This window comes from Psychrobacter sp. UBA6766 (genome assembly GCF_002453355.1).
Lineage (GTDB): Bacteria > Pseudomonadota > Gammaproteobacteria > Pseudomonadales > Moraxellaceae > Psychrobacter.
Window position 1 is genome coordinate 1 of record NZ_DKGQ01000015.1, and the last position, 16,972, is coordinate 16,972.

The 16,972-nt window shown below is 43.7% G+C and carries 14 protein-coding genes and 1 pseudogene; 14 read left to right on the forward strand and 1 reads right to left on the reverse strand.

What is annotated here, in order from left to right:
- The 4 genes and pseudogenes from B4K26_RS03730 to B4K26_RS03745 form a co-directional block, all read left to right on the forward strand.
- Positions 1-195 (forward strand): annotated as a pseudogene (locus B4K26_RS03730) (IS5/IS1182 family transposase); the annotation flags it as partial.
- A 76-nt stretch (positions 196-271) separates the two neighbouring features.
- Complete coding sequence (locus B4K26_RS03735; protein ID WP_296243623.1) at positions 272-622, forward strand: IS630 transposase-related protein; 351 nt, start codon at positions 272-274, stop codon at positions 620-622.
- The gene (locus B4K26_RS03740) at positions 549-1,115 is read left to right on the forward strand and encodes an IS630 family transposase (RefSeq protein WP_296243625.1); all 567 of its coding nucleotides are present in this window, start codon (positions 549-551) and stop codon (positions 1,113-1,115) included. The genes B4K26_RS03735 and B4K26_RS03740 overlap by 74 nt, the downstream gene beginning before the upstream one ends.
- A gap of 152 nt (positions 1,116-1,267) precedes the next feature.
- On the forward strand, positions 1,268-1,510 hold the full coding sequence (locus tag B4K26_RS03745) for a hypothetical protein (protein WP_296243627.1): 243 nt from the start codon (positions 1,268-1,270) through the stop codon (positions 1,508-1,510).
- Positions 1,511-1,590: 80 nt separating this feature from the next.
- On the opposite strand, the gene uvrA is transcribed toward B4K26_RS03745, so the two are convergent.
- Complete coding sequence (uvrA, locus tag B4K26_RS03750) at positions 1,591-4,497, reverse strand: excinuclease ABC subunit UvrA (RefSeq protein WP_296243628.1); 2,907 nt, start codon at positions 4,495-4,497, stop codon at positions 1,591-1,593.
- Positions 4,498-5,316: 819 nt separating this feature from the next.
- Between uvrA and B4K26_RS03755 the strand changes: the two genes are divergently transcribed.
- From B4K26_RS03755 to B4K26_RS03800, 10 genes are all read left to right on the forward strand, one after another.
- Positions 5,317-6,681 (forward strand): MFS transporter, encoded by a 1,365-nt coding sequence (locus tag B4K26_RS03755; protein WP_296243630.1) that lies wholly within the window; start codon positions 5,317-5,319, stop codon positions 6,679-6,681.
- Between the two features lie 194 nt (positions 6,682-6,875).
- Positions 6,876-7,514, forward strand: coding sequence for a single-stranded DNA-binding protein (gene ssb, locus B4K26_RS03760; protein ID WP_296243632.1), 639 nt, complete (start codon positions 6,876-6,878; stop codon positions 7,512-7,514).
- A gap of 306 nt (positions 7,515-7,820) precedes the next feature.
- Entirely contained in the window at positions 7,821-8,147 is a 327-nt protein-coding gene (locus B4K26_RS03765; protein ID WP_296243633.1) for an H-NS histone family protein, read from the forward strand.
- Positions 8,148-8,355: 208 nt separating this feature from the next.
- Complete coding sequence (gspN, locus tag B4K26_RS03770) at positions 8,356-9,192, forward strand: type II secretion system protein N (protein WP_296243645.1); 837 nt, start codon at positions 8,356-8,358, stop codon at positions 9,190-9,192.
- Positions 9,193-10,113 carry a type II secretion system protein N gene (locus tag B4K26_RS03775; RefSeq protein WP_296243646.1) on the forward strand — a complete coding sequence of 307 codons (921 nt, stop codon included), beginning with the start codon at positions 9,193-9,195 and terminating at the stop codon, positions 10,111-10,113.
- 107 nt (positions 10,114-10,220) lie between these two features.
- Positions 10,221-12,485, forward strand: coding sequence for a type II secretion system secretin GspD (gene gspD / locus B4K26_RS03780; protein WP_296243647.1), 2,265 nt, complete (start codon positions 10,221-10,223; stop codon positions 12,483-12,485).
- A gap of 310 nt (positions 12,486-12,795) precedes the next feature.
- On the forward strand, positions 12,796-12,993 hold the full coding sequence (locus tag B4K26_RS03785; RefSeq protein WP_296243648.1) for a hypothetical protein: 198 nt from the start codon (positions 12,796-12,798) through the stop codon (positions 12,991-12,993).
- 106 nt (positions 12,994-13,099) lie between these two features.
- Complete coding sequence (locus tag B4K26_RS03790) at positions 13,100-14,083, forward strand: TatD family hydrolase (protein ID WP_296243649.1); 984 nt, start codon at positions 13,100-13,102, stop codon at positions 14,081-14,083.
- Positions 14,084-14,143: 60 nt separating this feature from the next.
- On the forward strand, positions 14,144-15,064 hold the full coding sequence (locus B4K26_RS03795; RefSeq protein WP_296243651.1) for a tRNA threonylcarbamoyladenosine dehydratase: 921 nt from the start codon (positions 14,144-14,146) through the stop codon (positions 15,062-15,064).
- Positions 15,065-15,085: 21 nt separating this feature from the next.
- Positions 15,086-16,900, forward strand: a complete 1,815-nt coding sequence (locus tag B4K26_RS03800; protein WP_296243652.1) for a GAF domain-containing hybrid sensor histidine kinase/response regulator — start codon at positions 15,086-15,088, stop codon at positions 16,898-16,900.
- The last annotated feature ends 72 nt before the right edge of the window (positions 16,901-16,972 follow it).

Genomic DNA, 16,972 nt, shown 5'->3' on the forward strand with positions numbered 1-16,972 from the left:
CGTGGGGGTCAGCTGTTAGAGCTCTGCAAACAAGCCAATCACTATCTGGCAAAGTTTCGCATTATGGTTGAGCACAAAATAGGCTTAATTAAATTATTCAAAATTGTGGCTCATAAATATCGCAACCGTCGTCAACGCTATGATCTTAGAATGAAGCTATTCGCTGGTGTTGTTAATTTCGAGCTTGGTTTATGACTTTTGCAAGAGGTCTAGTCTAATCCAAATAAAACCGATACAACCCTATTAACAATAGCATTTAATGAAATAAACGATGACTTATTCAATAGACTATCGCAAACAGGTACTTTCTAGCATCGCTGATGGTATGACCATACGAGAAGCTGCGCTATTTTATGGACTTAGCACCAGTACCATTCACAGCTGGCAGAAGATTTTAGCTCCTAAAACAACCAGAAATAAAGCACCAACTAAAATACCTGATGACGCATTGATTGAAGACGTAAAAAGATACCCAGATGATTATAACTATGAAAGAGCTCGTCGCTTGAACTGTAGTAAAACGGGCATCTTCAATGCTTTAAAGCGTCTTGGTATCAGTCAAAAAAAAGACCTTAGAACACCCAAAAGCGTGTCCGATAAAAAGAGCGATATTCCAGAGTAGGCTTGATCGCTTTACGCAGCAAGGCTATCCCATTGTCTATATGGATGAAAGCGGCTTTGAGTCTGAAACCATTCGTTCTCATGGCTATGCACCGATTGGTAAACCCTGTATCGATAGCTACAACTGGCAAGCTTCGAGACGTACGAATGTCATCGGAGCTCTCTATGAAAAAATGCTGTTTGCGCTTGAGTACGTTGAGACAAATATCAATAGCAATATATTTTATGACTGGTGTAAGTTCACGCTAATTCCAAGTCTCAAGACTAAATGCGTGATCGTTATGGATAATGCCCGCTTTCATAAAAGCAGACGTATCCAAAAACTACTCAACAGACATGGCCATCGTATTCTTTGGCTGCCGCCGTACAGCCCTGATCTGAACCCTATCGAGAAAAAATGGGCACAGGCTAAGTTTCTACGCCAAAGGTGGATGGAGAATAATCTGCCTAAACTGTTTCATGATATGGGCTGTATCGATTTTATAAAGACTTAACTATATATATCAAATACTTTAATTTTGATGAAAGTCAAAATCAACTTATAAATTATTTCTTTTACAATTCTAATGAGGAATACGGTACTCATATTGAATTCTACTTTGAAATCTATTATGAATATCCTTTCAACTATTTCGATATCTTAATTGTGAAATTACTTCCTACAGTACTCAACGCATCATCTGAATTTGGTGCTGGTATGCTCAAAACTACTAAAGTTAATTCAGAAGGCAGAAAATCCATTCAGTCACTTTTCACTTCAGAAAAGTATAATGAGCTACAGGCTACATTACACTTGTTTGAACAAAAAGTGTTAAAACGTAGAGAAGAAATCTTAAGCTTTATTGACAAAAAAGATTCTAAAAAGTACAGAAAATATTTAAATAGATAAAATATGATAATTCTGAATCTAAACCCAACAAAAAAGGCCACCCCCTAAAGAGTAGCCTTTCATCAACAATTAAATTTCTATCAGCTCACTTCTTTCATCGCTTGCTTAAGCATCGGCTTTAAGAACTCACCAGTATACGAGCCTTTCACTTCTGCTACTTCCTCAGGCGTGCCTTCCGCGATTATCATTCCGCCACCTTTACCACCTTCAGGGCCAAGGTCAATTACCCAATCCGCCGTTTTGATGACGTCGAGATTGTGCTCGATGACCACGATAGTATTGCCTTTATCGCGAAGGGTATGGAGGATATGCAGCAGCTTATCGATATCATGGAAATGCAGACCAGTGGTTGGCTCATCCAAGATATACAGCGTCTGTCCGGTATCACGTTTGGCAAGCTCACGCGCCAGTTTGACGCGCTGCGCTTCACCGCCTGATAGCGTTGGCGCGGACTGACCCAAGCGAATATAGCTCAGACCAACGTCCATCAGCGCTTGCAGGCGACGATGAATCGCTGGAATCGCTGAGAAGAATTCAGTCGCGTCCTCAACCGTCATATCAAGCACATCAGCGATGTTCTTACCTTTATAGTGTATCTCTAACGTCTCGCGGTTATAGCGTTTACCATGACAGGTATCACACGGCACATACATATCAGGTAAGAAGTGCATCTCAACTTTGATAAGACCATCGCCTTGACACATCTCACAGCGACCGCCTTTGACGTTAAAGCTAAAGCGACCGGCTTTATAACCGCGAGCGCGCGCTTCTTGCGTTTGGGCAAACATCTCACGCACTGGCGTAAATACACCAGTATAGGTCGCAGGGTTTGAGCGCGGCGTACGGCCAATCGGGCTTTGGTCGATATCAACCATTTTATCCAAATGCTCAAGTCCGCTAATGCTGTCATGTTTATCAGCAATCAGCGTTGAGGCATTATTTAGCTGAGTGGCAGCGATAGGCATCAAGGTGCGGTTAATCAAGGTTGATTTACCAGAACCAGAGACGCCCGTAATACAAGTCATAATGCCAATCGGTAAGCTCAAATCAACATCTTTTAAGTTATTACCGGTTGCGCCTTTAAGCTCAATGGTCATCGGTACTTGTTTTGGTTTGGCTTTACCTTTTGCTTCCACTTCGATGGTTTTGGCTTTATGGCGAATGGCTGGAATCTCGATTCGTTTCTCACCGGACATATACTGCCCTGTGAGTGAGCCTTTGGTTGCCATAATGTCATCGACCGTACCTTGCGCAATGATATGACCGCCGTGAACGCCCGCACCGACACCGATATCGATGACATGATCGGCTTGGCGAATGGCATCTTCGTCATGCTCAACGACGAGGACGGTATTGCCCAAATCGCGCAAGCGCGTTAGGGTTTTAAGCAAGCGGTCATTATCACGTTGATGCAGGCCGATTGAGGGCTCATCGAGTACATACATCACGCCCATCAGACCAGCACCGATTTGGCTGGCAAGACGAATACGCTGTGCTTCACCACCCGATAGCGTTTCAGCAGAGCGGGCAAGGGTCAAATAATCAAGCCCAACACTGACCAAGAAATTTAATCGCTCATTAATCTCTTTAAAGATTTTTTCCGCCACTTCACCTTTATGACCACCAATCTTGAGCGTTTTATAATAGTCAGCGGCGTCACCGATAGACAGCTTGACGATTTGGGCAATGGTTTGATCGTCTACGCGCACATTGCGTGAGATTTCATTGAGACGTGCGCCATCACAGACGTTACAAGTGGTATCAGCCAAATATTTTGCTAATTCATCACGCACAAGGTTACTTTGGGTTTTGGCATAACGGCGCTCTAAATACGGCAGCACGCCTTCAAATGGCACGGTCTTATTGGTTTTACGACCGCGCTCATCGGTGAAGTTAAAAGTCAGCTTTTCTCTGCCAGAGCCATGCATGATGACATCTTGCTGCGCTTTTGGCAGGTCTTGCCATGGCGTATCCATATCGATGTTAAAATGATGACAAACGGTCGATAGCAAGCCAAAATAATAGGCATGGCGCTTATCCCAACCGTTAATCGCCCCTTGGTTAAGCGATCTTTCATGGTGGGTAATTAGCTTTTCAGCAGAGAAATACTGACGTTTACCAAGACCGTCACAGCTTGGGCAAGCGCCATACGGATTGTTAAAACTGAACATTCGCGGCTCAAGCTCAGAAACCGCGCGATCACAAACAGGGCAAGAATGCTTGGCAGACATCACCTGATTAGCGTCGCCGCCTTCTTTTGGATTGCCGTCCATAAAGTGCAGCGTCACTAGACCCTGACCTAAACGTAGCGCAGTCTCGAGACTTTCAGCAACGCGGTTGCCCAAATCATCACGGACTTTAAAGCGGTCAACGACGACTTCGATGGTATGTTTTTTCTTTTTATCGAGCGTAGGTAGCTCATCAGTATCGTAGACATCGCCGTCGACACGCACGCGGACAAAACCCTGGCCAATTAATTGCTCAAGCAAAACGGTATGCTCGCCTTTACGCTCACGAATGACGGGCGCCAATATCATTAACTTGGTATCTTCTGGCAATGCCATAACTTGATCGACCATCTCGGTCACTGACTGTGCAACCATTGGCTCGCCATGCTCAGGGCAGTAGGGCGTTCCGATTCGTGCATAGAGCAGACGTAAATAGTCATAAATCTCAGTAATCGTCCCAACCGTTGAACGTGGATTGTGGTTGGTTGATTTTTGCTCGATAGCAATGGCTGGCGACAAGCCTTCGATACTATCAACTTCTGGCTTTTCCATTTGTGAGAGGAACTGACGCGCATACGCCGACAAGCTTTCGACATAACGGCGCTGGCCTTCAGCATAAAGCGTATCAAACGCCAAGGACGACTTACCAGAACCTGATAAACCAGTAATTACCACGAATTTATCGCGTGGGATGTCTAAATCGATGTTTTTTAGATTGTGCGTACGTGCGCCGCGAATTGCAATATGGTCATGTGCCATCGTTGATAGGTTTCCTATTTGCTAAATGGTATATAAAATCTAAGCGTTAAATGTAGTTAATGAAAGGGCTGTTAAAAGCATATTTGGTTGTTAAGTTACTATGGCTTTATAAAAATCTGCCGTTATCACGAAATTTTCTTAATTAAATAACAGTCATAAAATGGTTCTTCACAAGCCAATAGTTTTTATAAAGTGCCAGTGATGAAGGTTTATATAAGCGTAACGTTCAAAGCTAACTTAATTCTTAACCTTGAAATCATTAAAACAATCTAAATGAAATGTTTGTTAACTAACATAAGTGCTTTGTTATAGATTGAATCTAGCTTTGTTTTTCAGCATAGTTTGCGAAAAAATGTCGGTTTTGAATATTGTTAGTTGTAAGTACTGCTTATTTAAGTATTACTTGTTTATATCATGCCGCTTTAGATTTTATTATTTTAAATATCGTATTTCCTAAAAGCTTGGCTGCTTTAAAAGCCAATATACTTGCTATATATCTCTATCATTAAAATCAGTTTAAGAACAGCCGTACGGTCAAGGCAAGTATCTTGTCAACGTCTTACTTTATTGTCATGGCAGCGGCATTATTCAAGGTGTGATGAGCCATTAGATGCACTTGGTAACAAAATTTTCGTCTCCATAAAAAGCATAAGTAGGTGCTAACAGGGCGGCTGCGGCAGTAAGATAAAAGTTTCGGCAACCAAACCGCGAATGGCTTATACTAGTGGGCCTAATTTATAGGCTAAAGCCTTGATAACGGCGTGATAATACCAGCAAGTCGCAGTGATAAACCAGCAATGATGAACCAGTGAGGCAAGTATGAATAGCGTAGAAAAACGGGCAATTATTGGGGTCGGTGGTATCTTCGCCTTACGGATGATTGGCCTGTTTATGATTGTGCCCGTGTTTTCGGTGTATGGTGATAATTATGCGCACGCGACGCCGTTTCTGATTGGCTTGGCTGTCGGTATTTATGGGCTCGGGCAAGCGATTTTTCAAATCCCGATGAGCCTTGCCGCGGATAAGTTTCCGCGTAAGCCGATTATCTTTTTGGGGCTTATATTATTTGCTATTGGCGGTGTCATCGCTGCCAATGCAACCGACATTTATGAGGTCATTGTTGGGCGGGCGCTGGCAGGAAGTGGCGCGGTCTCGGCGGTATTGATGGCATTACTTGCTGATGTGACGCGCGAAGAGATGCGAACCAAAGCCATGGCGACGATGGGTTTGACCATTGCCACCTCTATTATGCTGGCCTTTGCTTTTGGGCCTTTATTGGTCGGCTCGCTGGGTATCTCAGGGCTGTTTTGGTTAACCGCGGGCTTTGCTGTTTTAGCAATGTTGCTATTATTGTTCGTGCCGACACCGCTACGGGTGCTTAAGCATAATTTGGACAATAAATCGATCGGTCAGCAGTTGGCTGATGTGCTAAAAATTGGCGATTTAAACCGTTTGCATATCGGTATTTTTGCTCTGCATTTAACCATGACGGCTATCTTTGTTATCTTGCCGCATCAACTCAGTGAAGTACTTGGTTTATCAGTACGTCAGCAGGGTTTGGTTTATTTGCCGTTATTGTTTATTGGCTTTGCGGTAGCGATACCTTTTATCATTATTGCCGAAAAGAAACGCAAAATGCGCCAAGTATTCTTAGCAGCGATTGCCTTAATGACTGCTGCTTTAGCGCTGTTGGCGCTTGGTAGTCAGGTTGGTGTTGGTATCATTCTAGGCTTGCTTTTATATTTTATGGGATTTAATTTGCTTGAGGCGACGATTCCTTCATGGATATCAAAACGTGCGCCAGTTGCTAATAAAGCGACGGCGATGGGACTCAATTCATCGAGTCAGTTCTTTGGCGCGTTTGTCGGTGGGGCGATGGGCGGATTATTATTAACGCAGCCGAATTTACTAGCGTGGAGCGTATTAGCCGTTATCATGGGCGCGGCATTGCTACTGATTATTCCTATTACCGATCCACCGTATTTATCAAGCACCACCGTGACGATTCCTAAAGATATCGATATTCAAGATTGGTCGCGGAAAATGCTGGCGATAGATGGCGTTGATGAACTGGTGGTGATGGCAAAAGAGCAGGTTGCTTATTTAAAATTAGACAAAACGCAATTGACTGATGCAGCCAAACAAAAGCTGTCGAATTTGGCGCAAAGCCCTCTAGATATCTAGGATATGTGGTCGATTAATTGTAAGCCTTTAACCGTAAATATATGCGACATCGGACGTCGCCTACACGATGATTGCGGTAGATATTTAAACAACAATTGGTTAAAGTAAACTCATATTACTGATATTATTAATCAGTTTCTATAAATAGTGATTAAAATATCCATTAAACGTTTTATAAGTAAAAGGACGACATTATGCGCGGAGTTAATAAAGTTATCATTATCGGTAACCTTGGAGCAGACCCTGAGGCACGTCAATTTAATAATGGTGGTAGCGTGACCAATATCTCGGTTGCGACATCAGAGCAGTGGACAGACAAGCAAAGCGGTGAAAAAAGAGAAGCGACCGAATGGCATCGCATCTCACTGTTTAATCGTTTAGGCGAAATCGCAGCGCAATATCTGCGTAAAGGTAGTAAAGTTTATATCGAAGGTAGCTTGCGAACGCGTAAATACCAAGATCCCAATGGTCAAGACCGCTATATTACTGAGATTCGCGCTGAGCAAATGCAAATGCTGGATGGTGCGACGGGTGGTAGTAATGACGGTGGCAGCTTTGGTGGCGGTCAAAGCTCAAATCAATATCAAGGTCAAGGCGGCTATGGTAATCAGGGCGGCGGGTTTGGTGGTCAAAACCAAAATCAAGGTAGCCAAAATAGCTTTGGTCAACAAGGAAGCAATCAACAAGGTGGCTACAATCAAAATCAAGGCAACAACCAAAACAGCTTTAACAATCAAAATGCGCCAGCGCAGCAAAACCAATTTAATAAACCTGCTCAATCAAAACCGACGGCAATGCCTGACGGTCCTGTAGATGATGATATTCCGTTCTAGGATATACCTTAAGATTATAAAAAGAGAGTCTGATTTGCAGGCTCTTTTTTTATGCCATTAGATTTATTTAATTCTATGACTGATAAAACGTTCGGTTTTGAGTAATGGTAATTGATAGGTTTAAGATAGCGATCAGTAGTGTTTAAAAAACAGTTAATTAATTGCTCGTATTTTTTATCGAATAACAATCAATACTTGTGATGATTTATATTTTTGTTTATATTACTGCTACTTAAGATCTTAATTGCTAATAAGTTTTTAGTAAAAATTCAACTCGATTATAACTTTGATATAAAAGTGGAGATTATGATGAACAAAAATAACGTCATTGATTTAAATAATTTAAATGTCGATGAGTTGCGCGCTATTACTGAAAATGCGCAGCAACTTATTGAGCAAAAACAGCATCAGCGTTTGTATGATGCCTACATGCAGTTTGAAAAAATTGCTGAAGACAGCGATGCGAGCATCGAAGAAATTCTACAAGCGGGCGAGAAACTTGAGAAAAAGCGCAGTATTAAATATCGTAATACGGATAATAATGAAGAAACATGGACAGGCCGCGGACGCAAACCAACTTGGTTGGTAGACGCGCTAGCGGCCGGTCGTAAACTTGAAGATTTTGCGATTTAGTTATTTAAAAATTTCTTTTTAAATTCTCATATTATTGTGCTTTAATGCCACATTAATAATGATTGTTTAATCAATAAGTCGATAGAAAAAAGTCAGTCTCTTTATCGCCGATATTTTGGTATAAAGATACTGGCTTTTTTTCTGTCAACTGTATGCCATTGTTTGCTATGATAATGACGTTTTTGTCTTATATAAGAGTTAGGTAACCGTGTCCCAAGTATCCACGTCGTCTGATAAGCGTCCCCGCAAGCTCTGGTGGCTATTTGGGTTTATATTATTCGCGCTATTTGCCGTTTTGCAAATGCCCGCCGCATGGCTACTTGAAAAATATGTCCCAGATACGCCGTATGTGCAACATGTGTCGGGCAACTTATGGCAAGGCTCTGCGATTTGGCAATTGCCTGTGTCAGCAACGCCGCTTACTGGTACCACTGAGTGGTCGTGGCAACCTTGGCATTTATTATTGGGCAAACTAGGTGCAGAGGTCGATATCAGCTCAGAACAGACGCGACTAAATGGTCAGGTAAAACTAGGCCTTAGCTCGTGGCAGATTCAAAACATGAACGGTAAAATTGCCCCTGAAACTTTGGCCAGAGTGGTTGATTGGCAACTGCCTAATACCCCAATTCAGGTCAATAATGTTTCATTAAAACGTCAATCAGCGGCAAAGAATGCTGCAAGCACTTCAAGCGAAAAATCAGGTAAAAATGCGGCGGGATTTAGTGAAGCGAGCGGTCAGCTAACGTGGGTTGGCGGCGAAGTTGGCTATCCTAGTGGCGGTAAGGTCTTTTATATCACCATGCCCACGCTACGAGCCGAACTTAGTGCCGAGCAAAAGAATAATAAAAATTTGCTGCATATCAATCTGTTAAACAACCAAGAGAAACGCTTGGGCGATCTGTATATCGATGGCGACAATATGTTGGATGTGAGCTTAACGCAGCGCCTACTAGAAAACATGCCGGAATATAAAGGACAAGCACCGCAAGATACGCCTGTGGTTAGTGTGCGGCAGCCACTACTTGCTGGTTTGGGGGCACGCTAGATGATGAGTGTTACCAATATATCTAGTCGTTTAAAACCTATTATTAATACCCTCAATCGCTTTTCAGCGTGGTTATTACTATTAGCCATTATTTGGTTGTGCTGGACAGCCGCGCGCTTACTGTGGTTATTGCTAGCGGCACCATTAGCTCCTGCATTGCCACTTGCGCCTTTACAAAGTTCGGCGAATTCAAGTACAGATTATAGTGGTTTATTTGCCATTTTTGCTGACCCTGATCCTATTGCTGCGCCAGTGCAGCCACCGCCTAATATTGGGTTAAAAGGTGTACTGATTGCTATACCAGAGAGTCTGTCTTCAGCGATGTTGGACGTCAATGGTGAAGTGAAAAATTACCGTATCGGTGATACTTTAAAAGACAGCGACTATACGCTGGTTGCCGTTGATTGGAATGAAGTCATCATTGCTGATGCTAATGATAAAGAAATCGTCATCAGAATGCCGGAAGCCATGCCGCTTGATCAAAGTGCTATGATGGCGGGTGCGGTGAGTAATCAACGTCTGCCAAATAACACTATGTTGCCTAACTCATCTAATGCGCCGTTGTCAGGGCAAGCCAATCCTGAGATGCAAGCAAATGAGGAGGCAAGTAGTGATAGCGAGCCGAAGTCGCCAATTGATGAAGCCGTCACCGAATTACAAGAAAACCCTGCCAGTTATTTAAGTCGAATGGGCGTGATGGCATCCGGCGAAAGCTATCAGGTCACAGCAGCTATGCCAGCGAAACTGCGTAATCGCTTAGGGCTTGAGCCGGGAGATAAGGTACTGACCGTTAATGGTCAAAGTGTCGGCAGCAATCCTGGGCAAGATGCCAGCGTGTTGCAACAAGTAAAACAATCTGGCGAAGCACAAATAGAAGTACAACGCGGCGATCAAATCATTACCATTCGTCAGCAGTTTTAATTAAAAATATTCATCAGTTCTTAATTTAGATAATATTAATTCAGCATACAAAACTCAGCAAACACGACATCAAGTAACATGCGACATTACTGTAGGTAATCATCAATATGGTCAGTTCTCAAAACTTTTCAGTCACGCCTTTGTACCATATCTTGCAGCGTTTGATGCGTTTGTGTCGTCCGCTTTGCCTAGCTGTGCCACTGTGGGCGGCAAGTACGGGCCTTGTTAATGCAGAAAGCTGGAAGGTTAATCTGCAAGACGCTGATATCAAAGCTTTTATTAATGAAGTGGCGACCATTACCAATCAAAACTTTGTCCTTGATCCGCGCATCAACGGTAATGTGACGGTTATTTCTAACAAAGCGCTGTCGCGTGACGAGATTTTTCAGCTGTTTTTAAGTGTGATGCAGGTGAATGGTATTGCCGCTATCGACTCGGGTACGACGATTAAGCTGGTGCCTGATAACGTCGCCAAACAATCTGGCGTGGCGGTGGACTTACGCGGAGATAGCGTTGGTGAAGCGCTAGCAACGCGGGTGATTTATTTGACCAATACCCAAGCCGCAGAAGTGCTCGGCGTCATTCGACCCTTGATGCCACAGTCGGCGCACGCAGCAGCAGTACCGGGCGTCAATGCTCTAGTGTTGTCTGATCGCGCTGATAGCCTAAACCAATTGACAGCGCTTATCCGCGATTTAGACAGCAACGTCAATGACAGTTTGCAAGTCATACCGCTGCGTCATGTCGATGCCGAGCGCATGATGGAGTTGATCAGCGCCTTGGTAGCAAGCGCGGGTAGCGGGCAAGCGCAAGGCGGTAGTAATCAGCTAAAAGTCATCGCCGATACCTCTAGCGATAGGCTACTCGTCAAAGGCAGTCCTGAGATGATTGCCAAAGTCCAAGAAATGGTGAGTCAGCTAGACACCACGCCATCAAGGCGTTTGAGCGGTCTGCGCGTCTTTCGTTTAAAATATGCCAGTGCTGGACACATTGCAGAGATGCTACGCGGCTTGCTTGCCAGTCAATCTATCAATAGCTCTGGTGCCGCCTCAACCTTAGAGTCAGCTTCCCTAAACGGTGCCAGTAGTACGGGGTCGACCATTAATAGTAGCGCTAATGCGCTTGCCAATAGTGCTACGAACAATACGGCTGGCAATAGTGGCGCGGCTTTATCCACGTCAAGTTTAGGCGGCGCAGGTAACGGTATCGGCGGTCGTCCCTTTAGTATTATCGCTGATGAAACCCAAAATGCGGTCATCGTCAATGCCGCGCCCGAGCTGATGTTCGAGATTGAAGATGCCGTCAATCAGCTTGACAGCCGCCGCGCGCAGGTATTGATTCAAGCGGCGATTGTCGAGGTGTCAGGCGATGACGCTACCCAACTTGGCGTGCAGTGGGCGCTAGGCAATGCCAATAGTGGGTATGGAGTGGTGAACTTTAATAATGTTGGTGCAAGTGCCGTTTCGCTTGCTGCTGCAGCGTTGTCGGGCGGGGCAAATATTAGTTCAGCGGCAGGCTCTATTGCTGGCGCGTTGATTGGCATCGGCGATAGTAAAAAAGACAGCCAAGGCAATACGCAGTTTTATGGCGCTATCTTACAAGCGCTTGATTCATCGACCAGTGCCAATTTGTTGTCTATGCCATCAATCTTGACCTTAGATAATGAAAAAGCCAGTATTTTAGTTGGTCAAAACGTGCCTTTTGTCACCGGTTCTTATACCACCGGCAGTGACTCTTCAACCAATCCATTCCAAACCATTGACCGCCAAGATATTGGTATCAATTTAAACGTTATACCTCATATCGGTGACAATGGCACCGTGCGTTTGGAGGTTTCGCAAGAGGTCTCATCAGTCGTACCCGGCAGCGCGGCCAATGCCAGCGGTCTTATTACCAATAAAAGCCTGATTAATACCACCATCCTAGCCGACGATCAGCAGACGATTGCCTTGGGCGGTTTGATGCGCGATAACACCACCACCCGCCAACAAAAAGTTCCCGGCTTGGGTAGTGTGCCCGTCATTGGGCGACTGTTCCGCTCTGATAATGACAGCACGCAAAAGAGTAACTTAATCATATTTTTACAACCGACCATCTTACGTGACGGCGGGGCTGTCGCTAGTGTGACCGAGCGTAAATACAATCAAATGCGCGTCCTACAGCTGGTTATCGACAAAAACGGCACGATTAAACAGTTGCCGCTTAGTGGGACAGAAGGCTGGAATGGCAATGTTAGCGCAGACTATGAATTGATGCCGCTCAATCCACTGGTTCCTAAGCGCGACCAAACGCCAAAATCGACCTCGCAAGGTTTCACTAAAGTGGACAGTCCAGGTAATAATGGCATGACGACTTATCCCTTAAAACGTTAAATTCAAATATGGGTCGCTTGCCAGTTAATATTGCAAGCGACGACCTCTAGGTTAAAATAAAACGATATAGCGAGTAAATATACGGCATGATGGCGTTACCGTACATTAGCTTGCGTATTCATAACACAGTTAAACACAGCGTATCCTCGAGCGGCGTATAATTAAAAGAGACTTAATAACGTATGGCTTTTATAAACATTTATTTATAACCATACTTTAAATGGCACTAATTTTAAGTGGCAGAAGTTTTGAGTAGCAGAACTTTTAAGACAATTAAATAAAGAGCAGTTAAAACAGATAGGCGACAATAATGGGCAATCCTAACAAAAATAGAAAAAAATGGTTGACCCTAAGTACGGTTGGCATGGCTTTGTTACTGATTCCGCGGCGTAGTAGTAAAAAAGCCGATAGAAAATTATCAGATGATGCTAAAAGTAATCGTAATGATAAAGTGCCTGGCAAAGTACCTAATCAGACAGATATTAAGGATAATTCAGCGCTAAAATAGAAGCTGTTAACATTAAAAGCTATTCTATTAAAGGCAATAACTACCGATTAAAGCTACGTTTTTATTTAAAAAATATTATTAAAATCATTAAATTTGGAGTCTATTGATGACGACGATTGACGCCTCATTTAACGCTAATGAGAACCTACCTACTATTTTCCCTTTAATCGATACGCATACCCACTTTGATGAACCGGTATTTGATGTTGATAGAGACGAGCAGCTACAAAAGGCTTATCAACATGGCGTACGCCATCTGGTGCTAGTAGGTTATTTGCACCAACATTTTGAGCGCCTGTATGAGACTGAGCAACTGATTAATAAACAGTCGCCCTCTATTGCAGGACAAACTGCTGAACAAGAAGAATCGCATCTTACGGCGCATATTGCCCTAGGTCTGCATCCTTTTTACATCGACCAGCATACAGAGGCGCATTTACAGAGTATGGCGCAGAGGTTAAATGAAAAGCGTCCTTTAGCCATCGGTGAAATCGGTTTAGATACGTTCACCAATGAAATGAAGCAGCCTGAGATGTTAGAAAAACAGCAGCGTTTTTTTAACGCGCAGCTAGACATGGCGGTCACGCATCAACTACCTGTGATGCTCCATATTCGTAAAGCGCATGCTGAAGCGTTGGCACTATTAAAAGCGCATGATTATGATGCCCATAAGCTTGGCGGCATTGCTCATAGCTTTAGTGGCGGCGAACAAGAAGCAAAAGCGTTTGTAAAACTGGGCTTTAAACTTGGTGTGACCGGTCAAGTGACCAATCCAAATGCAAAGAAGCTGCGCCGTGCAGTTCAAGCGGCGGTCGACACTTATGGCACTGAATGTTTGGTCATCGAGACCGACTGCCCGGATATGACGCCTATAATGTGCCAAGATTCGAGCGATAATCAGTCAGCGCATGGACAAAGTCCAGATGATGAAAGGGATGATGCGCCGACTCATAATAGAAACGTCCCTGCCAATCTGCCTTATGTATTAAGCAGTTTAAGTGAATTACTGGACGTACCAGCAAATACGCTTGCCGAGCAATTGTGGCACAACAGTTGCAGTGCTTTACAGACCGACTGGCATTATACGTGATAATTGTTATAAAACCTGCTGATTACTAATTAAAAACCTTTACAAGAGCTTTCACCTGTTATGACTGAAGAAGCACAATTGCAAACACTTACGGCACAGCCAGATACTTTAAAGAACCAAAATGTCATTGCTACTAATAAACAGCTTCCTTCTGAAAACTTGGACATAACGGGCTTAGACGAAGATAAAGATGAGCAGTATGAGCGCCGTTTTAAAGGTACGCAAAACCTTTATGGTGCCTCGGCAGTAGATACGTTTGCTGCAGCGCATGTTTATGTGATTGGTGTTGGCGGGGTAGGGTCTTGGGCAGCAGAAGCGCTCGCTCGCACGGCGGTTGGGATGATTACGTTGATTGATTTGGATATTTTGGTGGCCTCAAACATCAATCGTCAGCTACCAGCGTTAGACAGTACGTTTGGGCAAAATAAAATTGCCGCGATGGCGACACGTATCCGTGAGATTAATCCAAAAGTCACGCTACATTTAGTGGATGATTTTTTGACTGCTGAAAACGTCGCGGCGTTATTACCCAATCGTGAGCAAGCCAAAGCGGCTGCGCAAAAAAATCCCATTGTCGTTTTAGATTGTGTCGATGATATGAATGCCAAACTTGCCATTGCGCTGCATTGTCGTTTTAACAAATTAAAATTGGTTTGCGCAGGCGGGGCGGGTGGTAAAATAGACCCAAGCCAGATTCGCGTCAGTGATTTGCGCGACAGTTATCAAGATCCGCTATTAGCTAAGCTACGTAACAAACTGCGCCACGAAAAAGGCATCAATAGTGCGCTTAAAGAAAAGTTTGGTATCAAGTGTGTCTATTCGACAGAACCCCCGCGCGTCGATAAAAGCTGTCAGATGGGAGGGTTACACTGCGGCGGTTATGGCTCGGCGGTAGTTGTCACTTCGGTGGTAGCAATGTTGATGGTGAGTGAGGCATTACAATTATTACTCAAGCAGACGGCGGTTAAGCCAAACGTTTGATATGAATTAATGGAGTCCATTTTGTCTACATCCAACTTGCCCCAAAACGGTTATTGTTATCCTATCGCAGCGGATGATGCTGAGCGTATCAGAAGACTTAAAAAGTATGAGGTACTCAATACGAATGAAGAGCCAGCTTTTGCACGCTTAACTGAGCTTGCTAAACTGTTTTTTGATATGCCCATAGTAGCCATTACCTTTATAGATGAGGACACGCAATATTTAAAGTCAGGTCATGGGCTTGACGGTATGTGTACGACGCCGCGTGAAGTGGCTATTTGTAATTTTACCCTCACCTCAGATGAGGTTTTGGTGGTCCCAGATTTGTCAGAGGACAGCCGCTTTAAACACCATCCTCTGGTAGCAGAAGCACCGTATTTGCGCTTTTATGCTGGTGCGCCCATTATTATAAGTGAGGATGATAAGCCCTACCGTTTGGGTTCTTTATGTTTGATGGATGTACAGCCGCACCACGACTTTACTGATAAGCAAGCAAAGATATTAGCGCAATTTGCCATGATGGCAGCCGATGCCTTAAAACTACAAGATCAGCAGCGTCATGCGAAGCATGCCAATGAGATGAAGTCCGAGTTTTTAGCCAATATGAGCCACGAAATTCGAACACCAATGAATGGCATTATTGGTATGGTTGAGATGCTCAGCGAAACAAAGCTGAGCGCTGAACAACAAGAATACGTCGACAATATAAAGGTCTCAAATGAGCATCTGCTGGCAATTATCAATGGTATTTTAGATTTATCAAAAGTTGAGTCGGGCAAAATGACCATTGATTCTATTCCAATGAACCTCTCGAGCCTTTGCAATGAAGTGGTGAGCTTATTTGCTGTCAAAGCTCGTCAGCGCGGTTTGGTTTTAGACTACCATTTTACGGAGTCGTTATCGCCATATATCAAGGGTGATCCAGTTCGGCTTAAGCAAATCATGGTAAATTTGGTCAATAACGCGATCAAATTTACCCGCGAAGGTGGCCGGGTGACGATTGACGTCAAGCACATGCAAAACAATCCTTGTGGTAATGAATATGGAGATCATAATGCTACGTGCAATAATGCACTTCATGTAGAGCAGACTTCTCATTATAATACTGATGATAGTAGCTTGATTAATCATCAAGACATGACGTTCTGTATTAAAGTTACAGATACGGGGGTCGGTATTAAGCCTGAATCATTAGAAGCGATATTTGATGCTTATGATCAAGCCAATACCTATACTCATCGTCTTTATGGTGGTACGGGACTTGGCTTATCGGTTTGTAAATCTTTAGTGAACCTTATGGGTGGTTATATCGAAGTGAACAGTGTCGTCGGAGTCGGAACAACCTTTACCGTATTACTGCCATTACCTCTAATTGATGAGGCAGGCTACGAGAACTGGCAGGACTCGAACGACTTTGATATGACAGAGTCGAGTCATGAGCTTATCGGTCATATCTTACTTGTTGAGGATGATAGTGTTAATGCCATGATTGCTAAAAAGGCACTTAACAATAGCGGGCATACTGTCACTCACGTCACTGATGGGCAACAAGCCATTGAGGTTTTTGCTATGAATCCCGAGCTGTATGATGTCATCTTGATGGACCACCATATGCCAATTATGGACGGTGTTCAGGCGACTATTAAGCTGCATGAGCTTTATGATCCGCACGAGTTGCCACCTATCATTGCTTTGACTGCCAATGCGATGGATGGCGAGCGTAAAAAATACCTTGATGTCGGTATGCAAGATTATTGCACCAAGCCTTTTAAGCAAGAACAGCTTAATGCTTTGGTTCAATACTGGCTGATGCACAAGCAATCGATGGAAGAGTAATCTTTTATTTAAAATGTACGGTCTATAAACAAAAAAGCTTAACCACTTATTGAACTGACCCCCGAAACTTGG